Source organism: Streptomyces sp. NPDC093149, from assembly GCF_044754145.1.
Lineage (GTDB): Bacteria > Actinomycetota > Actinomycetes > Streptomycetales > Streptomycetaceae > Streptomyces.
In genome coordinates, this window is sequence record NZ_JBIVON010000014.1 from 129660 (window position 1) to 147410 (window position 17751).

11 protein-coding genes are annotated in these 17751 nt (G+C 65.3%); 9 read left to right on the plus strand and 2 right to left on the minus strand.

The features are described from left to right. Positions 1-69: 69 nt before the first annotated feature. Positions 70-2358, plus strand: a complete 2289-nt coding sequence (gene mobL, locus ACIQCZ_RS33155) for a relaxase MobL (RefSeq protein WP_402287925.1) — start codon at positions 70-72, stop codon at positions 2356-2358. A gap of 137 nt (positions 2359-2495) precedes the next feature. Further along, positions 2496-3038 carry a hypothetical protein gene (locus ACIQCZ_RS33160; RefSeq protein ID WP_402287927.1) on the plus strand — a complete coding sequence of 181 codons (543 nt, stop codon included), beginning with the start codon at positions 2496-2498 and terminating at the stop codon, positions 3036-3038. A 43-nt stretch (positions 3039-3081) separates the two neighbouring features. Here ACIQCZ_RS33160 and ACIQCZ_RS33165 read toward each other — a convergent pair whose 3' ends face one another. Continuing rightward, positions 3082-3285: a hypothetical protein gene (locus tag ACIQCZ_RS33165; protein WP_402287930.1), complete on the minus strand. Its 204-nt coding sequence runs from the start codon at positions 3283-3285 to the stop codon at positions 3082-3084. Between the two features lie 15 nt (positions 3286-3300). On the opposite strand from ACIQCZ_RS33165, the gene ACIQCZ_RS33170 reads away from it, so the two are divergent. The 3 genes from ACIQCZ_RS33170 (at position 3301) to ACIQCZ_RS33180 (ending at position 4661) form a co-directional block, all read left to right on the plus strand. Next, a complete protein-coding gene (locus ACIQCZ_RS33170) occupies positions 3301-3639 on the plus strand; it encodes a hypothetical protein (protein ID WP_402287932.1) in 339 nt (112 codons plus the stop codon). 171 nt (positions 3640-3810) lie between these two features. Beyond that, complete coding sequence (locus ACIQCZ_RS33175; protein WP_402287933.1) at positions 3811-4194, plus strand: GNAT family N-acetyltransferase; 384 nt, start codon at positions 3811-3813, stop codon at positions 4192-4194. Then, on the plus strand, positions 4191-4661 hold the full coding sequence (locus ACIQCZ_RS33180; protein ID WP_402287936.1) for a hypothetical protein: 471 nt from the start codon (positions 4191-4193) through the stop codon (positions 4659-4661). Before ACIQCZ_RS33175 ends, ACIQCZ_RS33180 begins: the two co-directional genes overlap by 4 nt. 53 nt (positions 4662-4714) lie before the next feature. Here ACIQCZ_RS33180 and ACIQCZ_RS33185 read toward each other — a convergent pair whose 3' ends face one another. Then, positions 4715-5179, minus strand: a complete 465-nt coding sequence (locus ACIQCZ_RS33185; protein WP_402287938.1) for a DUF3592 domain-containing protein — start codon at positions 5177-5179, stop codon at positions 4715-4717. Between the two features lie 381 nt (positions 5180-5560). Here ACIQCZ_RS33185 and ACIQCZ_RS33190 point away from each other — a divergent pair, with 381 nt between their 5' ends. The 4 genes from ACIQCZ_RS33190 (at position 5561) to ACIQCZ_RS33205 (ending at position 17678) form a co-directional block, all read left to right on the plus strand. Beyond that, a complete protein-coding gene (locus ACIQCZ_RS33190; protein WP_402287940.1) occupies positions 5561-5749 on the plus strand; it encodes a hypothetical protein in 189 nt (62 codons plus the stop codon). A gap of 155 nt (positions 5750-5904) precedes the next feature. Beyond that, entirely contained in the window at positions 5905-10200 is a 4296-nt protein-coding gene (locus ACIQCZ_RS33195) for an AAA family ATPase (protein ID WP_402287942.1), read from the plus strand. A gap of 142 nt (positions 10201-10342) precedes the next feature. Next, a complete protein-coding gene (locus tag ACIQCZ_RS33200) occupies positions 10343-12415 on the plus strand; it encodes a hypothetical protein (RefSeq protein ID WP_402287945.1) in 2073 nt (690 codons plus the stop codon). Positions 12416-12551: 136 nt separating this feature from the next. Continuing rightward, complete coding sequence (locus ACIQCZ_RS33205) at positions 12552-17678, plus strand: type IV secretory system conjugative DNA transfer family protein (protein ID WP_402287947.1); 5127 nt, start codon at positions 12552-12554, stop codon at positions 17676-17678. The last annotated feature ends 73 nt before the right edge of the window (positions 17679-17751 follow it).

The following is a 17751-nucleotide window of genomic DNA, read 5'->3' on the forward strand; positions in this document are numbered from 1 at the left end:
GCCCCGGTTGCTGGCGAGCAGCAGCCGGGGCCGTAGTGCATCGGTACCGAGACAGGAAGGAGAGCGACGATGGGCCTGAAGCAGGACATCATCGTGGTCAATGAGTTCAGTGTGCCGCTGCCTGGCGGCAAGGGATCGCGCGGTGCGACGCCGGGTGACTACGTCACCCGGTACATGGCCCGCGAGCAGGCGACCGAGTCGCTCGCTCCGATCCAGCGCCTGCGCACCGACGACTTCATCATGCGCTACATGGCGCGGGAGTCCGCCGTCGAGCGCGCCGGCATCTCGCGGAGTGCGGCGAAGCATGAGATACGCCAGGCCCAGGGCGACGGCGGCGTGGCCTTCGGCTACGGCTCGGTCTCACTCTCCGACGAGCAACTGCGCGCGGCCAGCAACGACATCCAACAGCACTTCGAGAACGGCAAGACCGTGCTCAAGACGGTGCTGTCCTTCGACGAGGAGTACCTGAGGAAGCACCGCATCGTCGATCAGGACTTCCACTGCGAGGCACGCGGCGACTACCGCGGCCACATCGACCAAATGAAGCTGCGCATGGCGATCATGCACGGTCTGGAGCGGATGAGCTCGGGCACCAGCGGCTTCGACGACCTGCGCTACGTCGGGGTCATCCAGGTCGACACCGAGCATGTGCACTGCCACCTGGCCATGGTCGATGGCGGCCGGGGCCAGGTGACGAAGAACGGCACACAGCGCGGCAAGCTGCTGGACCGGCACAAGTCCCGGCTTCGCCGCGGAGTCGATGCCTGGCTCGACGAGAAGCAGGTAGTGGCTCACCTCTCCAGTGCCGTCGGCTACGAGCGGCGCAACGTCACCACCTTCATCAAGCGGTGGACGCACGAGCGAATCCGCGCCGAGTCTCTGCCGCAGTTCCTGCTCGCCTGCCTGCCTGCGGACCGAACGCTGTGGCGCGCGGGCTCGAACGACGCTCGCATGCGCAAGGCGAACCAGCTGGTGACCGAGCTCGTGAAGGAGCAGCTCGAACGTGCCGGGTCCCCGATGCCGGGGGCCATGGAACGCATCGTCGACTACGCCAACGAGCGCCGCGCGAAAGAGTTTCTGAGCACGGAGGAATGGCAGAAGCTGGTCGAGCAGGGACGTACGCAGATCATGGAGCGCGCCGTCAACGGCATCTTCCAGATGCTGCGGACCATGCCGGAGTCGGAGCTGCGGGTGCGCACGCCGATGCTCGAAGTCATGGGGATGAACTACCAGCAGATGGCGGCGCTCGCCGCGGACCGGCAGGGCGAAGACGAGAATGCTAAGGCCGACTTGGTCTCCTTCGGCTTCCGATTGCGCAGCTACGCCTCACGCCTGCAGCATCACCGGGAGAAGGCCGGGGTCTACCGCGACCTCACACACCAGTGGGAACAGGCCGAGAACGCCGGCGTCGCCGCCGAGGACTCGCGCCCGCTCTACGACTTCTACCGCTTCGAGGAGAACTTCCACCGGCGGCTGATGAGCAAGTACCGGCACTTCCTGCCCTTCCTCGGGGACGCCAGCCAGTGGTACGAGCAGCAGCAGGACGTGGCGACCTACGGCCAGCGGCTGCTCTCGCTCATGGCGCTGTGCGCGGATGCCTCCCTGCAGCGGATGAAAAACTCCGAGGAGGCCGAGAACCTGGGCCGGACGATCTACGATCAGCCCGGCGGCCGGCTTCTGACCGAAGGCAAGCGCGGCCGGGCGGTGCTGGACGCGCGCATCCGGACGATGAAGCAGTCCTATGACCAGAAGCTGGACGGCCTGCGGGCTGATCTCGCTTCCTCCGGCCTGGTGCTGCGCGTGGGGTCGAGCGCCGAGGACCAGGCGAGTACCGAGACCGACGCGGTCAGCACGGACTTCAAAATCGTCGCCGGTGCCGCGTATGACTTCGACGAGGTCAAGGCCCTGGACCTGCACCACCTGGGCTACGACTTCGTCACCGACGTCGAGATCGGGCCGCACGCACACCAGACCTTCATCGAGACGACCAGGGACCGTCGGCGGCTGCTGCTGGCGGCTATGGACTACCTGGACCAGTCCGGCCAGGCCGAGGCAATTCCCGATCTGCCGGTGGACGATGTCGCGGCGATGACACGGGTCTCCCGGGAGCTGACACCTCAGCAGACGGACGAGGAATCCAGCACGCTTGTGTTGCGCTCCCGGATCGCGGAGCTGCGCGCCGAGCGCGAGCAGGCCGAGCGGATGCGGCGGTCCAAGGCTTCGTCACTGGACGCCGACCTCGTCGTGCGGGCCCAGGCCCAGGTCGATCAGGCTGTGACCACAGCGGACGCCGGAATCGCATTCGACCCACAGTCGCCTTCTATTCCGACCGGCTTTGAACGCGAACAGAAAGACTAGTTGTCGTCCTTGTCAAATGCTCTATGAGAGTATTAGCGTGAAGAGCGTTCGGCGGGACTCAATGTCTTGTCCGGACGATGTGACTGATCGCGGCCGACTTGTCAGATGGCAGTCGGAACAAGCGGAGGGAAGAGATCATGGCACTTCTCAAGGGCAAGGGCGCGATGACCGGAGTCAACCTCATCGCGAAGATCTACAAGAACGGCGTCACCAAGGACGGCAAGTCCCAGTACGCCGACATCCAGGTCGACGCTCGAGATCCGCGCGGTCCGGAGCAGACGAACCTGCATCTGAAATCCGATCAGGTTCAGGGTGAGGACGGCAAGGTCCGCAACAACAACGGCGCTCCGTACTCCATCGGTCAGATGGAGGAGATCGTCAAGGCCGCGGGTCCGAACACCGAGCCGATCCTGAACAAGGACGGCAACGAGGTCGGCACCATCTACGGCTTCAAGGGCAACGTGATGCCCGCGACGCGCGGCACTGGCCTGGTGGTCAACACCAAGTCCGTCGAGGCCTCCGAGTTCAAGGTCGACGACAAGACGCTGGGCAACCAGTTCGCGTCCATGCGCGCCGCCCGCGAGGCACGGGCGGCGGCCAAGGAGTCGCAGGCTCAGGCCCCGGCTCCCGAGGCCAAGCAGGAGCAGGCAGCCGAGGTCGGTGAGCCGGCGGTCGGCTGAGACCGAGACCGAGTCAAGCCCTGATTCGAAAGGCCCCTGGATGTCACTGGGCGAACTCACCGTCGTCGCAAGCGGAATGCTCGCTGTCGGCCTCGCTGCCGTGGGTGCCTCGACGTACTCGCGGCGCCGCTCCCGTCAGTGCGATCAGCCGGCTTCGCACGGCTGATCCACAGATCCCCAGCGCGTCCGCCGCGCTGGGCGGGGGCCGCGCCTCCAGCGGCCCCCGCACCTCGACGAACACCTCCACCGAAGGGTTCTTCTCATGCGATCCGCCATCCGCAACGCCGTCATGAAGACGACGGCCACCGCTGTCCTGCTCGGCGGTGTTGCCGCCGTGGCCTCGCCCGCGTCCGCGGTCGGCTCCGGCGCGTGCACCCAGGACGGCCGGGCGCACAGCGTGTGGGGTCCCAACTTCGAATGGCCCGGCATCCATGACGGCCCGGGCGTGGCCTACAAGACCAAGGGCCACCTCGACTCGGCCGGCGAGTTCTACGTGGAGTGCTCCACGATCAACAAGTACGGCAACAAGTGGTACTACGGCGAGGTCCTCAGCGGCCCCACCGGCGGCATGAAGGGCTGGATCGCCGCCGGCTGGTTCTAACCCGGCCGCACCTCACCCCAGCGGGTCCGGACCGTACCGACCCTGAGCCGGCAGAACCGGGCCGCACACAGGCCCAGGTGACGACGCGTACCGCGTACTCGCCTGCCCACCGTTCTCCTACCGAGGGCACACCCCTACCCATCGCTCGTCGCTCAGCCGTGCGCCGGACGGATGGAGGTGATCAGACGCTGCACCGGCACCGTGTTCATCGCCTCGCTCTATGTGGACGCCCAGATGGTCGCCGCCCAGCTCTGCCTGGCCCACGGCCGGAATGTGTACTCCGCGCTCACCGCCATGGATCCGGCGTACCAGGCCCGGGCACCTGGGCATGTACTGCTTCAACTCCTGCTCGACGAACTCGGGACCGATGGGCATGAGTCCCTATCCCTGGGCCGGACCACACCGTCACAGCGTTCGTACAAGGATCTCTACAACCTGGTCTGGTCCCAGACGCTCACATTCGAGGTCGGCAGCCGCAGCGCGACTACCAAAGGAGTGTCGGGCGGTCGGCTGAACGCTGGCGACTGCGAAGACCCCGAGGAGAGAAACCGGTGACACCGCCCGTGCCCGAATACCTCTCACCGCTGCGCTGGCAGTGGATGCTGTTCACCACCCGCCGCCAGGAGGTGCGGTTCGTGTACTGGCCGCCGCGCCGTCCAACCGGGCGCCGCCGCATCCGCATGTTCGACCGCGAGGGCTACGACGTCGGCACGCTGGTGTGGATGGTGTGTGACGCCTGCCGCGTCGGGAGCATCAACAAGATCTCCATCACGATCGAGCACCAGCGCCAGGGACTCGGCCGCCGACTGATCCGCCGGGCCCTGTCCGACGGGCCCGGCTACCGGTGGCAGACCACCGGCCAGTCCCCGGAGGCGAAGCGGTTCTTCCCGGCGCTGGAGAAGGAGACCGGCGTCGAGTTTCCCGAGTACGGCGGGGCCTGCGAACACCTCGCCTCGCCGCCCGGCTACCGGCCGCCCCCGCCGGGGCCGCGTCCGCGCCCAGTCCCGGAACGCGGCATCTGACGCCGGGGCCCCTTCTTCAACCCTGGGAGGCTGCGGCGTTCCCCTCGGCCGGTTCAGAGCCTGCTCGACAAGGCTCCGAGGAAGAACCCCAGCCCGATCACGACGAATAGCGCGCCGATTGCGACGAAGAGCCACCAGAAGCCGTTGCCCTCAGCCGGGAGCGTCCAGCGCGACGGATCCGCTGGGTCGTAGCGGACCTCGACGCGGGCACCGACGGGGAGGGTCCTGTTCTTGGGGCGAGCTATGTTCGCCCTGGTTTCCATAGCTCGGCCGTCGCCCGTGCTCCAGGCGATGACTGGGTAGTACACGGTGGTCCCGGAGCTGCGGCTGGTGCTCGTGGTGTCCGAGACCGGTGCGATACGGGTCTGCTCGAGGTGGGTCACCACACCCCGCGCCCTCGTGCCTTCTCGAAGCAGGCGCCGAGCCTGTTGAACCTTGAGGAACGCGACGACGCCGACGGCAACCCCTGCAGGCGTGAAGAGCAAAGCGAAGAGCCAAAGGACCTGGTAGGGAGACATAGTTCATGGTCGCGCATTGCCCGCCTCACCAGCGAGCTCCGCAGTCCTGGCACTGCACAGATCAGTGACGCGCCCCTTGGCGACGAGCCCCCGACAGAGGACCCTGGCGCCACTGCCAGGGTCCTCTGAGGGTTCAAGATCAATCTCACCTCCGGCACCGTCGTTGGACCCGGCATGAGGCTGAGGTCCCCGGCCGCGCCCGGAGTCGAACAGCATGCTGACAAGGCGGCGGAGGCCACGTGCGAACTCGCGGCCCGGCGCAGCAGGCACGGCGGGCCGCGTCACAGCTATCCGGCATCAGGCGAGCCGGGAGCGCGGTTCAACCCGGTGGTGCGTGAGCGCCAGCCGCAGACTCGGTAGCCGGCAGCTCCTGCTCCCGGGATGATCACCTCCGCAGACGCGCCGAAGGCTTCACCCCCGTTCGGCGCGGACCTGGTCGGACGCATGGGCGCTGTGGTGGACAAGGCCGGCACGGCGGGGCCCAACAGTGCCCCGGCCAGTGAGCGCTTCAACCACCAGTTCGAGCAGCCCCCGACGCCGGAGGGCAGCGAGCCCGGGTACGGCGGGTGAGCGACCAGCGACCAGTGCACGGAACGAAAGGCCCCGGAGTGGACTCCTGGGCCTTTTGCATTCCCCATTCAATGTCCTATCGAATGCGACTCGTGATAGGATTTCGACTGATTTTCCAGTTGAATTTTCAGTCCAGTCGAGAGGTCTTGCGTGGCATGTTTTACGAGGCACAGCTCGATGAGCGCTACCCACTCCTGTCCAAGCTCTCGGAGCCGCTGAAGAAGGCCGAGCGTGACATCGTCGGCCGTGAGCACGAGACGATGCAGTTGCTGGCCTCGATGAGCCGTCCCGAGCTGTGCAATGCGCTTCTGCTGGCCGAGGCGGGCACGGGCAAGCTGCTTCCCCTGGATACGCCGGTTCCGACGCCCACTGGGTGGTCGACGATGGGCGATCTGCAGCCCGGCGATCTTGTTCTGGGCCGCGACGGCAAGCCGACACGGGTCTCCTACATCTCCAACGTCGAGCAGGCTCCGGTTCTCTACGACCTACGCTTCAGTGACGGGCAGACGATCACCGCCTGCGCTGATCACCAGTGGTTGGTGACCTCGGTGGCGGATCGGGCCGCGGCCTACGACACGAACGTGGCCACCACCCAGGCTCGACGTGACCGGGTCGAGGCGCGCCGCGCCGCCCTGCTGGCCGTGCTTGAGACCGAGGTGCCGGAGTACGCGACGGCTGCCGAACTGATCGAGCTGATCAGTGGCATCGAAGGTGTTACCTGGTTGAAGCCCAGTCGGCTGCACACGTACCTGATGCGTCAGGGCGTCGAATATCGCAAGGTGCCCCGCACCGGCGAGCAGGCGCGGAAAGGCGGCGTGCGGACTGCAACCGTCCATGTGCACGAGTTCAACACCGAGATCGCGATCAAGGCTCTGTCCGAGCAAGTCTTCCGGCGTACGTCCTGGGGTACCAGCGGTGTGGTCGGCGAGGCCGTCCAGACCACTCAGCAGATGGTCGATGCGGGTGTACGGCTCGCGAGCTCTGGGCGTAGTCGATTCTCGATCCGTCTCACCCGCGCCCTGGACCTACCGCAGGTCGATCTGCCGGTAGATCCGTACGTGCTCGGTGCCTGGCTCGGCGATGGTTCGCGCGGCAGCGGTCGTCTGACTCAGTCCGATGCGGTCTCAGTTCCGGATGAAGTCTCGGACATGCAGCACCTGATCAGGCAGATCTCGGCAGCTGGGTTCGAGGCGAGCAAGGCGGGATACAGCGACAACACGATCGACACCCGCGGTTTGAAGACCGTGCTGCGTGAGGTCGGCGTGCTGGAGGCCAAGCACATCCCGATGACCTACCTGCGCTCCTCGATCGAGCAGCGTCTAGCGCTCCTGCAGGGCCTGATGGACACCGATGGGACGATTGATGCTCGGGGCACTTGTGCGCTGGCTCTCTCTGACGAGCGGTTGGCGACCGACGCACTCGAGCTGATCCGCTCCCTGGGGATCAAGGTCAATCGTCTGGTTTCGGCTGCCGGCTACACGAACCTCAAGGGTGAGTGGATCGAGGGTCAGCCGCGCCATCGCATGGTCTTCACCACCGACCAGCAGGTGTTCCGACTCCCCCGCAAGGTTGAGCGGATCTCTGACTCGGTGCGCAGCACTCAGGACTACCTCTACGTCGTGGACATCACGCCCGCAGAGGCTCGACCCGGCAGGTGCATCCAGGTCGACAACGACGAGCATATGTACCTCGTCGGCGCGGGCTTGGTTCCGACCCACAACACCGCGTTGGTCCAGGCCACTATGCTCGTGGACCCGGATCGCCTCTATCTCGAAGTGGACCCGGCGCGCATGATCTCCGAGGCGGGCAACGCCGAGAACATGGCCGCGAAGCTCAAGGGATTCTTCGACGAGGCCGAGGACTTCGTCAAGGACCAGAAGCGCGAACTGGTGCTCTTCATCGACGAGTTCCACCAGATCATCCAGCTCTCCGACGCCGCCGCCGAGGCGATCAAGCCGGTCCTCGCGGCTTCGGGAACCCGAGGCATCAGGATCATCGCGGCGACGACCTACGAGGAGTTTCACAAGCACATCTCGCCGAACCAGCCGCTCGTCGAGCGCCTGCAGCGCATCAATCTCAACCCGCCCGACCAGGCGACGACCATCAAGATCCTGCAGGGCATGGCCGAACGGTACGGCGTGGCCGACGAGTTCTACGACGACCACATCTTCCGGCAGATCTACGAGTACACCCAGCGCTACATGCCGGCCAGCGCCCAGCCGCGCAAGTCGATCCTCGTGCTCGACTCCATGGTCGGCTGGCATCAGCTGACGCACCGGCCGATGGACCGGGACCTGCTCTCGGACGTGCTCATGGAGTCCCTGAACGTGAACGTCGCATTCCGGGTCGACGGCGCGAAGATCAAGCAGCAGCTGGACGCCAAGGTGTTCAGCCAGGACTGGGCGACCGGCGCGGTGGCGCGTCGTCTGCAGTTGTCGGTGGCTGACCTCAACGACAAGGGAAAGCCGATGGCGTCCATGCTCTTCACGGGATCGACGGGAACGGGGAAATTCTGCATCGACTCGACGCAGGTTCCTGTCTACTCGAGCGACGGCGAGACCACCTGGAAGCTGCACGGCGACCTGGTCCCGGGCGACAGAGTGTTCGGTCGCCAAGGTCGCCCGGTCGAGGTGCTCGGACACTTCCCCCAGGGCATGCAGGACGTCTACCGGGTCACGCTCTGGGACGGCCGGACTCTCGACGTTGGAGGACCGCACTTGTGGGCGGTCTACACAGCCAAGCAGCGGTCGAAGAGGCATGCGGGCAAGGACGTCGCGCCGATGGTCCTGAGCACACAGGAAATGGTCGAGCGTGGCGTCGTGCGGACCTACCCTGGCGTCTCTCGGGAGCATCTAAAGTTCTTCATCCCGGCGAACGGACCGGTGCACTGGCCGGAGCAGGACCTCGACGTCGACCCGTACGTCTTGGGCGTCCTCATCGGCAACGGGTGCCTCACTGAGGCGCAGCTGACGCTCTCGTCTGACGGGGACGACGCCGACCACACCGCGTGGACGGTGGGCGAGTGGCTGGGATCGGCACCGAAGTCGTACGGGCACAACTACAGCTGGGTCTTCCCTGTCGGCGTTGGCCCGGTGGAGGACCGCCGCGATTCGCTGTACCAGACGAAGGATGTGCTTGCCTCGGTTCCCGATCTGATCGGTGCGCGCTCGGCAGAGCTCCGTATCCCGGAGAGGTACAAACACGGATCGGTACAGCAGCGGTGGGCGCTGGTGCGGGGCCTTTTCGACACCGACGGATCGATCGGCGGCTCGAACGACCGCTTCAACGTCTCGTACTCGACGTCCTCCAAGAGGCTCACGGAGGACCTTAGGGAGGTGCTGTTCTCGCTCGGCGTCTCAAACACGATCAAATCGTGGATACGCACGAAGGAGGGCGGGCGCGAACTGGTCGAGTACGACGTGCACGTGAAGGTCGGCAACGAGGATAAGGCTCGGTTCTTCTCCCTCCCCCGCAAGCACGAGATCGCACGGCGGGCGGTCATCGAGACCTCGGGTCGTAAGCGCGTGAAGAAGTTCGACATGGTCGGCATCGCGTCGATCGAAAAGCTGCCGGAGCAGCAGAGCTCGTCGTGCATCTACGTCAACGACGAGGAGCACCTCTACCAGGCTGGTCAGTTCGTGGTCACGCACAACACGGAGCTCACGAAGCAGCTAGCACGACTGCTGTTCGGTGACGACCAGCGGCACCTCATCCGGTTCGACATGACGGAGTACGCCGAGGACTCGTCGTTCGCGGCGTTCCGTTCTGAGCTCACCAAGCGCGTGTGGGACCTCTCCCACGCTGTGCTGCTTTTCGATGAGGTCGAGAAGGCCTCGGCGATGGTCACGCGCGTACTGCTGCAGGTGCTCGACGACGGCCGGCTCAACGACGACAACAACCGCGAGGTGAGCTTCCTCAACACCTACATCGTGCTGACGACGAACGCCGGCTCGGAGATCTACAAGAACATCGCGCAGTACGCGGCGGACGACACCGGGTCGGGCAAGCAGCTGCTGGAGTACGAGAAGCTCATCCGCCGCTCGATCTCCTCGACGACGGGCGACAACCGGTTTCCGCCCGAGCTGCTGGGCCGTATCGACGCGATCGTGCCTTTCCAACCGCTGTCGTTGCCGACGCAGCAAAAGATCGTGCGGAAGAAGCTGCGCCAGATGGTGCAGGAGGTGTTCGTCAAGCACAACGTGCGGGTCGACGTCGATGCGAGGGTCCTGCAGTACCTCATCGAGGACAAGGGCGACACGGACTCTGATGCCGGCGGTGCGCGTGCGGCTGTGGCGAAGCTGACCGACGAGGTCACCACCGCGGTGGCGACCTTCCTCAACGAGCACCCCTCGGAACGACGGATCCGCATCGACGTCGTCGGCGACCTGGTCAGCGACGACAAGAACCTGCTGAGTTCCGACGCCTACGTCGAGGTCAGCGCGGTGCGATGAACCGGTCGAGGACAGCGGGAACGAGTTGACTCGTACACCAATAGCCCCTCCGTGCCCTATGATCGCCTACTCCGATAGGACGGCGATAAGATATTCATAAACCAGGCGAACTGTGCTCTATTAGCGAAGGGATCGAGCATCAATGGGCATTCTGGGAGTGGCAGCGGTCAGCCAGAAGAAGAAACGGAAGAAGAAGCCCGACGAGCTTCTGGCCTCCGTGGTGAGAGAGACGGCGATCCCGGCGGCGGTCGAGCTGCTGCGGTCGAACACGCAGTTCGTCTTTCCCAGCGGTACGGCCTGGGTGATGCTCGTGCTTGCAGCCGACGAGATCGGCGGCTTGAGCAAGCGGCACGGCCGGGACGAGGCGAAGGGCTCGATCATCGAGCTCATCAGCTCCGACCAGATCCGCACGGTGGCCACGGCAGAGATGCTCGAAGAGGAGGTCTTCGGCATCATCCCCACCGACGAGACTCTCGCGCGCATGGAGGAGTACTCGCTGCTCACCGGTGCCACCTACGCCTGGGCCGTCGTGTGGCAGAAGCCCAGCGGCGATCTGCTCGTCGATCTCGTGAACGATGCGACCTTCGCGCAGGCGCGCTTTGTCGTTGCGGGTACCACGAGCCTCGCAGAAGCCGTGGGCAAGAAGGCGTGGGAAGAGCACAGCGGCCTGGTCGCCGAGGCTGGAGCCACTGGCCCCGTCCCCGCCGTCCTCGGGGAGGACGAGGGGGATGCGATCTTCGACGAGATCCCCGGTGTCGAGGGGGCTGACGAGGGCCTGGACGACGAGCCGCTCTTCAGCGACGTCGTCAACGCGGATGAAGGAGCGGACGCACTCATGTTCGACGAGGACGCCGCAGGTATCGATGACGCGGGCACCGTCCCGGTCGAGCCGGAGCCGGACTACGACGGCGACGAGGTGGCCGGCTACGAGGGCTTCGACGAGACCGACGCCGGCTACGGCGTCGAGGGCGACTACCAGGAGGCCGGCGACATTGTGGTGCTGGCCGATCAGGCCCAGGTGCGCGACGTCATCGCCCGCCGGTTCCTCTCCGAGGAGCTGGACCTGGACGTCCGGCTCGATGAGTTCAACGCGACCTTCGCCATCGGCGCGCCGGTCGTGCAGATCGCTGTGCCCGAGGGCTCGACGGAGTGGCTCGGGGACCAGGTCGCCCAGCTCAACCGGCAGGCCAACGCAGACCTGATGCAGCTCCGTTCCGCGCACGAGGATGAGCTGCGTGCGCTCTACGTCAACCTCATGTCGGCGCACACCGAGCAGGTCATCCGAAATGTGGCCACCGACCGCGCGGGCTCCCGGTACAAGCTGCTGAAGGACGCCGCCGAGGCCGAGCACCAGCAGCGGCAGACGGAGAAGGATGAGAAGATCCGGGCCCGCCGGGCGGAGATCGCCAAGGACTACGAGTCGCAGGTCTCCAAGGTGGCCCAGCAGGCGGCGCTCTCGGCGGAACTGCAGTACAAGGAGCGCAATCGCTCGAAGATGGAGCGCGAGCAGATCGACTCCGTCGCCGAGATCGAGCGGGACATCGAGGATACCCACGCGCACAGCCAGCAGGAGATCCTGCGGGTCCGGCGTTCGGACGCGACGCTGAAGATGCAGACCGGGCAGACGCGGATCTTCGAGGTGCTGGCCGAGCGGCAGTCGGAGGACCTGGCGGCCGAGGAAGAGCGCCTGAACCAGTGGAAGTCCGAGATCCAGCGGATCGTCGACGACAACCGCAAGGCCGACATCGCCCAGTCCGAGGCGCTGGCCGAGCACCTGCGGACCACGGACGAGATCGGCGCCCTGCGCCGGGAGCAGCAGGACTTCCTGGAGTCGGTGCGCTCTGAGCACGCCGACCGGATCCGCCGGATGGAGGACGAGCTCGAACGCAACCGCAAGGACGCCATCACGCAGATGACGGCTCGGGACGCCGAGTGGCAGCACAACCTCGACCTGGAGAAGGGGAAGACCAACTCCCAGGTGGCGCGGGTCACCGACCTGCTCCAGCAGCTGTCGACGGTCGAGGATTCAGTGGCCAGGCGGTATGAGGTGCGCCTGGCGGAGATGCAGGCCGACAAGGAGTCCTACGCCAACGAGCTGGCTCGGGCCTCCGAGATGCAGAGCCGCTCGAACAAGATCCTCGTCGTCATGATCGTCACGCTCTCGCTCCTGATGGGCGTGGCCGGCTTCATCGTCGGGGTGGTCTTGACCCGTTGAGCGGACCGGTCATGACCGACGGGGTGATCTGACGGCGCATGGGGCGCGTTCCCCATGCGCCGTCGTCGTCTGCGCAGGCAGGCGCACTGGACAGCAGGACAGCAGAACGAGCGAGGCTCGAGAGTAAGGGATCACGATGGCCACGAACAGGCGGAAGGCAACACGGCCGAAGGCGAGCAGCTGGGACAAGATCTCGGCGCGGACGCCCGGCGAGACGCTGACGAACCGAGACGTCTACGACAACCAGCAGCTGGACCGCAGCACGTTCCTGACCCTGAGGTCGACCAGACCGGGCATCGTCATCGCGGTGATGACCGGCGTGCTGGTGACGATCGTCGCCTGGGTCTTCTACTCGCTCATCGCCACGGCGGTGCTCTCGGTGGGCGCGTCCGTGGGTTCGGGTGTGTCCGGCAGCGGCACCGGCAAGCCGAGCGCGTACTACGTCCAGGACACCACGACAGGTGCGGGCGGCTCGGTCGTGAAGTGCTACCGGCCCCTGACCAAGGACGGCAACCCGGACGTGAAGGCGAACTGCTACCCCAGCGCTGAGGCTGTTCCGGTCCCCAGCTGGTACACCGCGGCCAAGGACGGCAAGCCCAGCGCCGAGAGGCCGGCTGAGCCCAAGAAGAGCGCGACGACGGTCGGCGAGCAGTTGGCCGACGTCTCAGGGTTCAAGCTTTTCATCACGCTCGGCTCGGGTCTGATGGTCGCCCTCATCATCGGCACGTGGTTCTCGCGGAAGGTCGCCGCGGCGAACCTGATGAACACCACGAGCGACATCAACCAGTACCAGAACGACCAGCACATCGCTCTGCCGGAAGAGATCCAGCAGAACTACGACTGGTTCCCCGACGCCGGTGCTCACTCGAGCGTGCAGGTCAGCTCGATGCTCAGCCACATGATGCTCAAGAAGAAGGGTCTGGGCACCGTCGAGGTCGCCCAGCGCGCCAAGAAAGACGTCATCGATGAGGAGGGGAACCTCGTCTATTACGCCGGCGAGGTCATGGACGACGACGAGGGCGATCCGCTGACGCAGACCCTGCCGATCATCGACGAGGACTTCGGTGACAAGCTGTTCGAGGCATCCGGGCTCCCCGATGACAAGACGCTGCGTCAGAAGTACGACACGACGCGGATCCCGTACAACCCTGACGGCAAGAACCGGGACAAGCTCGGCTTCGGGTCGGACACGTACAAGACCGTCGCTGCCCTGATCAAGGAGGACTGGACGTTCCCGGCGTACGAGGTCCAGCGCCCGGCCGGGGCGTACGTGGTCGATACCGCGCCGGTGAACACCATGGTGCTGGCCATCACCCGAGCCGGTAAGGGCCAGACGTACATCGAGCCGGTCATCGACATGTGGTCGCGGGAGAAGAAGCCCTCGAACATGGTCATCAACGACCCCAAGGGCGAGTTGCTGGTGAAGAACTACGTGCCCCTGGTCACACGCGGCTTCGAGCCGGTGCAGTTCAATCTGATCAACTCCATGAAGACCGACATCTACAACCCCCTGGGGCTGGCGGCCGACGCGGCGCGTGAAGGCAACTTCACCAAGTGCGCGCTGTACGTGGAGAACATCGCTGGGATCTTCTTTCCGCTCGACGGCGGCGAGGACCCGGTCTGGCCCAATGCCGCCAACAACGCCTTCAAGCGCGCGGCCTACGGACTCATCGACTTCTACCTGGAGGAGGAGCGGGAGCTGCGCAGCGCCGCAGCCGTGCTGAATATGGACCCGGCGCTGCTGGAGCAGAAGCTCGATGACCTCTGGGGCAAGGTCACGCTCTACAACTGCTACCAGCTCTTCGTGCAGATGAGCTCGAAGAAGATCAAGAACCCTGAGGCCGAGCTGGAAAAGCGGGTCAAGGCCGGCGAGTTCGAGAACAACGAGGACGCCCTGGCCGAGGAGCAGGAGAAGGCAGCGGCCCAGGCCTTCATGTGGGAGGGCAAGGCCGATCAGGACATGCTCAGCCTGTACTTCAACGCGAGCGAGGAGCTGCCCCGCAACAACATGCGCACGCTGGTGGGCAACGCCCACAACGCGCTGCGCTCGATGGCCGGCGCGGAGAAGATGCTGGCCTCGGTGTACGGCATCGCGATCACCGCCATGTCGTTCTTCACCGACCCCACGATCTCGACGCTGACCTCGGGCAAGCCCTCGCAGAACACCGACCTGGCCGGCCTGAGCTTCCCGCGTCGCCTCGGCGTGCGCTTCGCGCCGAACTACGTCAAGCGCGACCACCTCGTCGGTCAGCAGGCCGTGTGGTCGGCCTACGCGGACCCGATGTTCACCGAGAACCTGGGTGAGGACTTCGAGCACGAGGAGATCGTCGGCCGCGAGGGTTGGGCCCGGTACAACTTCAAGGGCAAGTTCCCTGGCGACGAGGCCTGGCTCAAGCTGGAGCTGGTCAACCCGCAGACGAAGATGCTGGTGCGGACCTTCTACTTCAGCTTCACGAAGAGCTACCAGGTCTCGCTCAACGGCCGGCACTACGTGGTCGAGCCGGTGACGGGCAAGAAGATCGTGAAGAACGGCGTGCTGCGTGAGCTGAAGCCGGTGCGTCAGAGTGGCACCCGGAACGGGAAGATCCTTTCCTTCCAGCCCGGGGACACGCTCTACCCGGACACGCAACTCGACTTCTCCAGCGGCGGCAACCCGGAGAAGGTCTCGTATCAGGCACGGGCGATCACGCAGACACTGTCGCGCTACTCGGAGTCCCCGAAAGCGCTGTTCCTGGTGACTCCGCCTCACCTGATGAAGTACGCGAAGCTGATCCTGATCCTGGTCAAGCAGCTGTTCGACGTGAGCGCCGACCAGGCGTACATGACGAAGTCGAACCAGAAGCCGCTCTACCGCACGCGATTCATGCTCGACGAGCTCGGCAACCTGCAGTCGGAGGGCAAGGGCATCGACGGCTTCGAGACGATGCTCTCCATCGGCCTGGGCCAGGAGCAGCAGTTCACGCTCATCCTGCAGACCCTGCAGCAGCTGCGCGACGTCTACGGCGAGAGCGTCGACAAGATCGTGCAGGGCAATGCTGCCCCGCTTCACTCTCTCATCGCTGTCCCTACTGGATGGAAGCGCATGGGCGACATCAACGTCGGCGACGAGGTGCTCACGCCGTTCGGCACGGTCACCACGGTGACCGGGGTCTATCCGCGAGGTGTGCGCCCGGTTTACCGGCTCACCCTGCGTGACGGCTCTTCGGCCGAGTCGTGCAACGAGCATCTGTGGCAGATCGAGCGCTGGAAGTCCAGCGTGAAGTACCTGGGAGGGAAAACCAAGGACGGCAAAAGGGCGTACGTCGGCGGCAATGACGGCAAGACCGCCGAGCGTGTCACCGAGATCGTCACCACCGATGAGCTGAAGTCGCGCGTCGACAAGGGTCGTCAGGTCGACCTGCCTCGAATCATGCCGGTGGCCTACACGGAGGCCGACCTTCCGATCGACCCATACGTTCTGGGTGCTCTCATCGGGGACGGGCATATCGGCAAGGCTGGTTTCAACTGGCTCTCGTGCAACGACGAGGAGATCGTGGAGGAGATTCGTCGTCGCGACCACACGGTCTCGGAGCACAAGGTCAAGGACGGACACTGCTCGACGTACAGCGTCCTTGGAGTCAGCAAGCACCTGCGCGAGCTCGGCATCGCGGGTAAGCGCTCGTGGGAGAAGTCGGTCCCGGCGGCTTATCTGTTCGGTTCGGTGCAGCAGCGGACCGACCTGCTGCGCGGTCTCATGGACACCGACGGCACGATCAGCCGCAAGGGCGAGATGGAGTTCACCTCCGCGAGCCGCGAGTTGGCTGAGGACGTCCAGGAGCTCGTGCGCTCCTTGGGCGGTCGTGTGGCGATCAACGTCAAGACGAACGTCAAGTACACCTCGCCGAACCAGCCGACGCCGAAGGAGGCCAGGGACGCCTACCGCGTGCAGAACATCCGACTGCCCGAGATCAACCCCTTCCTGCTCTCACGCAAGGCGGAGCGCTGGCGCGACCGTACACGCGGATTCAATCGTGTCGTCAGCGTCGAGTACGTGCGCGATGACGAGGTGCAGTGCATCAGCATTGCCGACGAGCGGCACCTCTACATCACCGACGACTTCATCCCGACGCACAACACCTCGAACATCGTGTTCCTCAAGTCCACGGACGATTCGATGATCGAGACGCTGGAGAAGATGAGCGGCAAGACGCACCGGTCGTACCGGGACAGCAAGCAGATCAGCCAGGATCTCGACAAGGTCATCGGCGGCAAGACCGAGGGCCGGGTCTCCTACACGATGAACGCCAAAGAGGAGCCGCTGATCAGCTACAACGACATGGCCTTCCTCTCGCCGCGCAACTCGATCGTCTTCCGGGCCGGCGACGCGCCGATCTGGAACCGCAACCAGACGATCCTGCCGATGTCGTTCCGGCTGCTGGGGAACACGATCAAGCATCCGGGGCACACGTACTCGCTGCAGACGGTCCCGACGCTGTCCAGTGCCATGGACTTCGACGTGCGGATGAACCAGCCGGACTTCGTGAGGATGCTGGAGAAGCGCATGCGGCAGGCGGTCAAGGCCGCGGACGCGAAGGCGCAGTACAAGGAGATCTACGGCTACCAGGGGGTCGACATCGAGCGCCTGGACCCGGATGTCTACGCCGACGAGGTCATGGAGGTCATCACGACGATGACCACGGTCGACGAGGGCCGGGACCCCAACGCTCCGGTGGTCGTCGACCCCGACGAGTACGAGGGGATGAGCATGTTCGACGAGGACCAGTTCATCGAGAACGTCGAGGTCGGGGTTGCGGTCGCCGAGAGTCAGGCGGTCAGCGCCGAGCGGCAGCGTCTGCTCTACGCCGAGGGGACGATCAGCAAGGAGATGCTGGTCAACCCCGACGGCTCGGCGAAGGTCAAGAGCCTGGACATCGAGATCGGCGAGGCCTACAAGTCGGCGCAGACCGAGTTGGAACAGGATCGCGAGCACTTCTCGGTCGGCGGCGACGGCGAACTGCGCAGCGCCGACGGGTCTCAGGCGTACATCAGCCAGATCCGCTCGGACGCGTACGCCAATGCGGCCCGCCGGATCAACGGCCACGTGAACGACGAGGACTCGCGGGTGTTCGCGGAAGAGGACGTCACCGAGGAGGACCTGAAGTCCCTGGCGACGGTGAAGGTCCACTCGGCCTTCTACCAGTACCTGGCCTCACTGCCGAGCTGGGAGGTGCTGGCCGACGGCCGGTTCGACCGGGCCATGGCCATCGAGATGAACTCGAAGTAGCCGACGGCCACTTGGGGGCCGGCCAAGGATCACGACCAGTGCCGGGGTCGTCTCTCGACTAAGGGAGATTACC

What these genes read in the sequence shown, in the direction of transcription:
- mobL (WP_402287925.1), top strand. Translation starts at nt 70, where the DNA reads ATGGGCCTGAAGCAGGACATCATCGTGGTCAATGAGTTCAGTGTGCCG.
- ACIQCZ_RS33185 (WP_402287938.1), bottom strand. Translation starts at nt 5,179, where the DNA reads ATGTCTCCCTACCAGGTCCTTTGGCTCTTCGCTTTGCTCTTCACGCCT.
- ACIQCZ_RS33190 (WP_402287940.1), top strand. Translation starts at nt 5,561, where the DNA reads ATGATCACCTCCGCAGACGCGCCGAAGGCTTCACCCCCGTTCGGCGCG.
- ACIQCZ_RS33170 (WP_402287932.1), top strand. Translation starts at nt 3,301, where the DNA reads ATGCGATCCGCCATCCGCAACGCCGTCATGAAGACGACGGCCACCGCT.
- ACIQCZ_RS33175 (WP_402287933.1), top strand. Translation starts at nt 3,811, where the DNA reads ATGGAGGTGATCAGACGCTGCACCGGCACCGTGTTCATCGCCTCGCTC.
- ACIQCZ_RS33160 (WP_402287927.1), top strand. Translation starts at nt 2,496, where the DNA reads ATGGCACTTCTCAAGGGCAAGGGCGCGATGACCGGAGTCAACCTCATC.
- ACIQCZ_RS33200 (WP_402287945.1), top strand. Translation starts at nt 10,343, where the DNA reads ATGGGCATTCTGGGAGTGGCAGCGGTCAGCCAGAAGAAGAAACGGAAG.
- ACIQCZ_RS33195 (WP_402287942.1), top strand. Translation starts at nt 5,905, where the DNA reads ATGTTTTACGAGGCACAGCTCGATGAGCGCTACCCACTCCTGTCCAAG.
- ACIQCZ_RS33205 (WP_402287947.1), top strand. Translation starts at nt 12,552, where the DNA reads ATGGCCACGAACAGGCGGAAGGCAACACGGCCGAAGGCGAGCAGCTGG.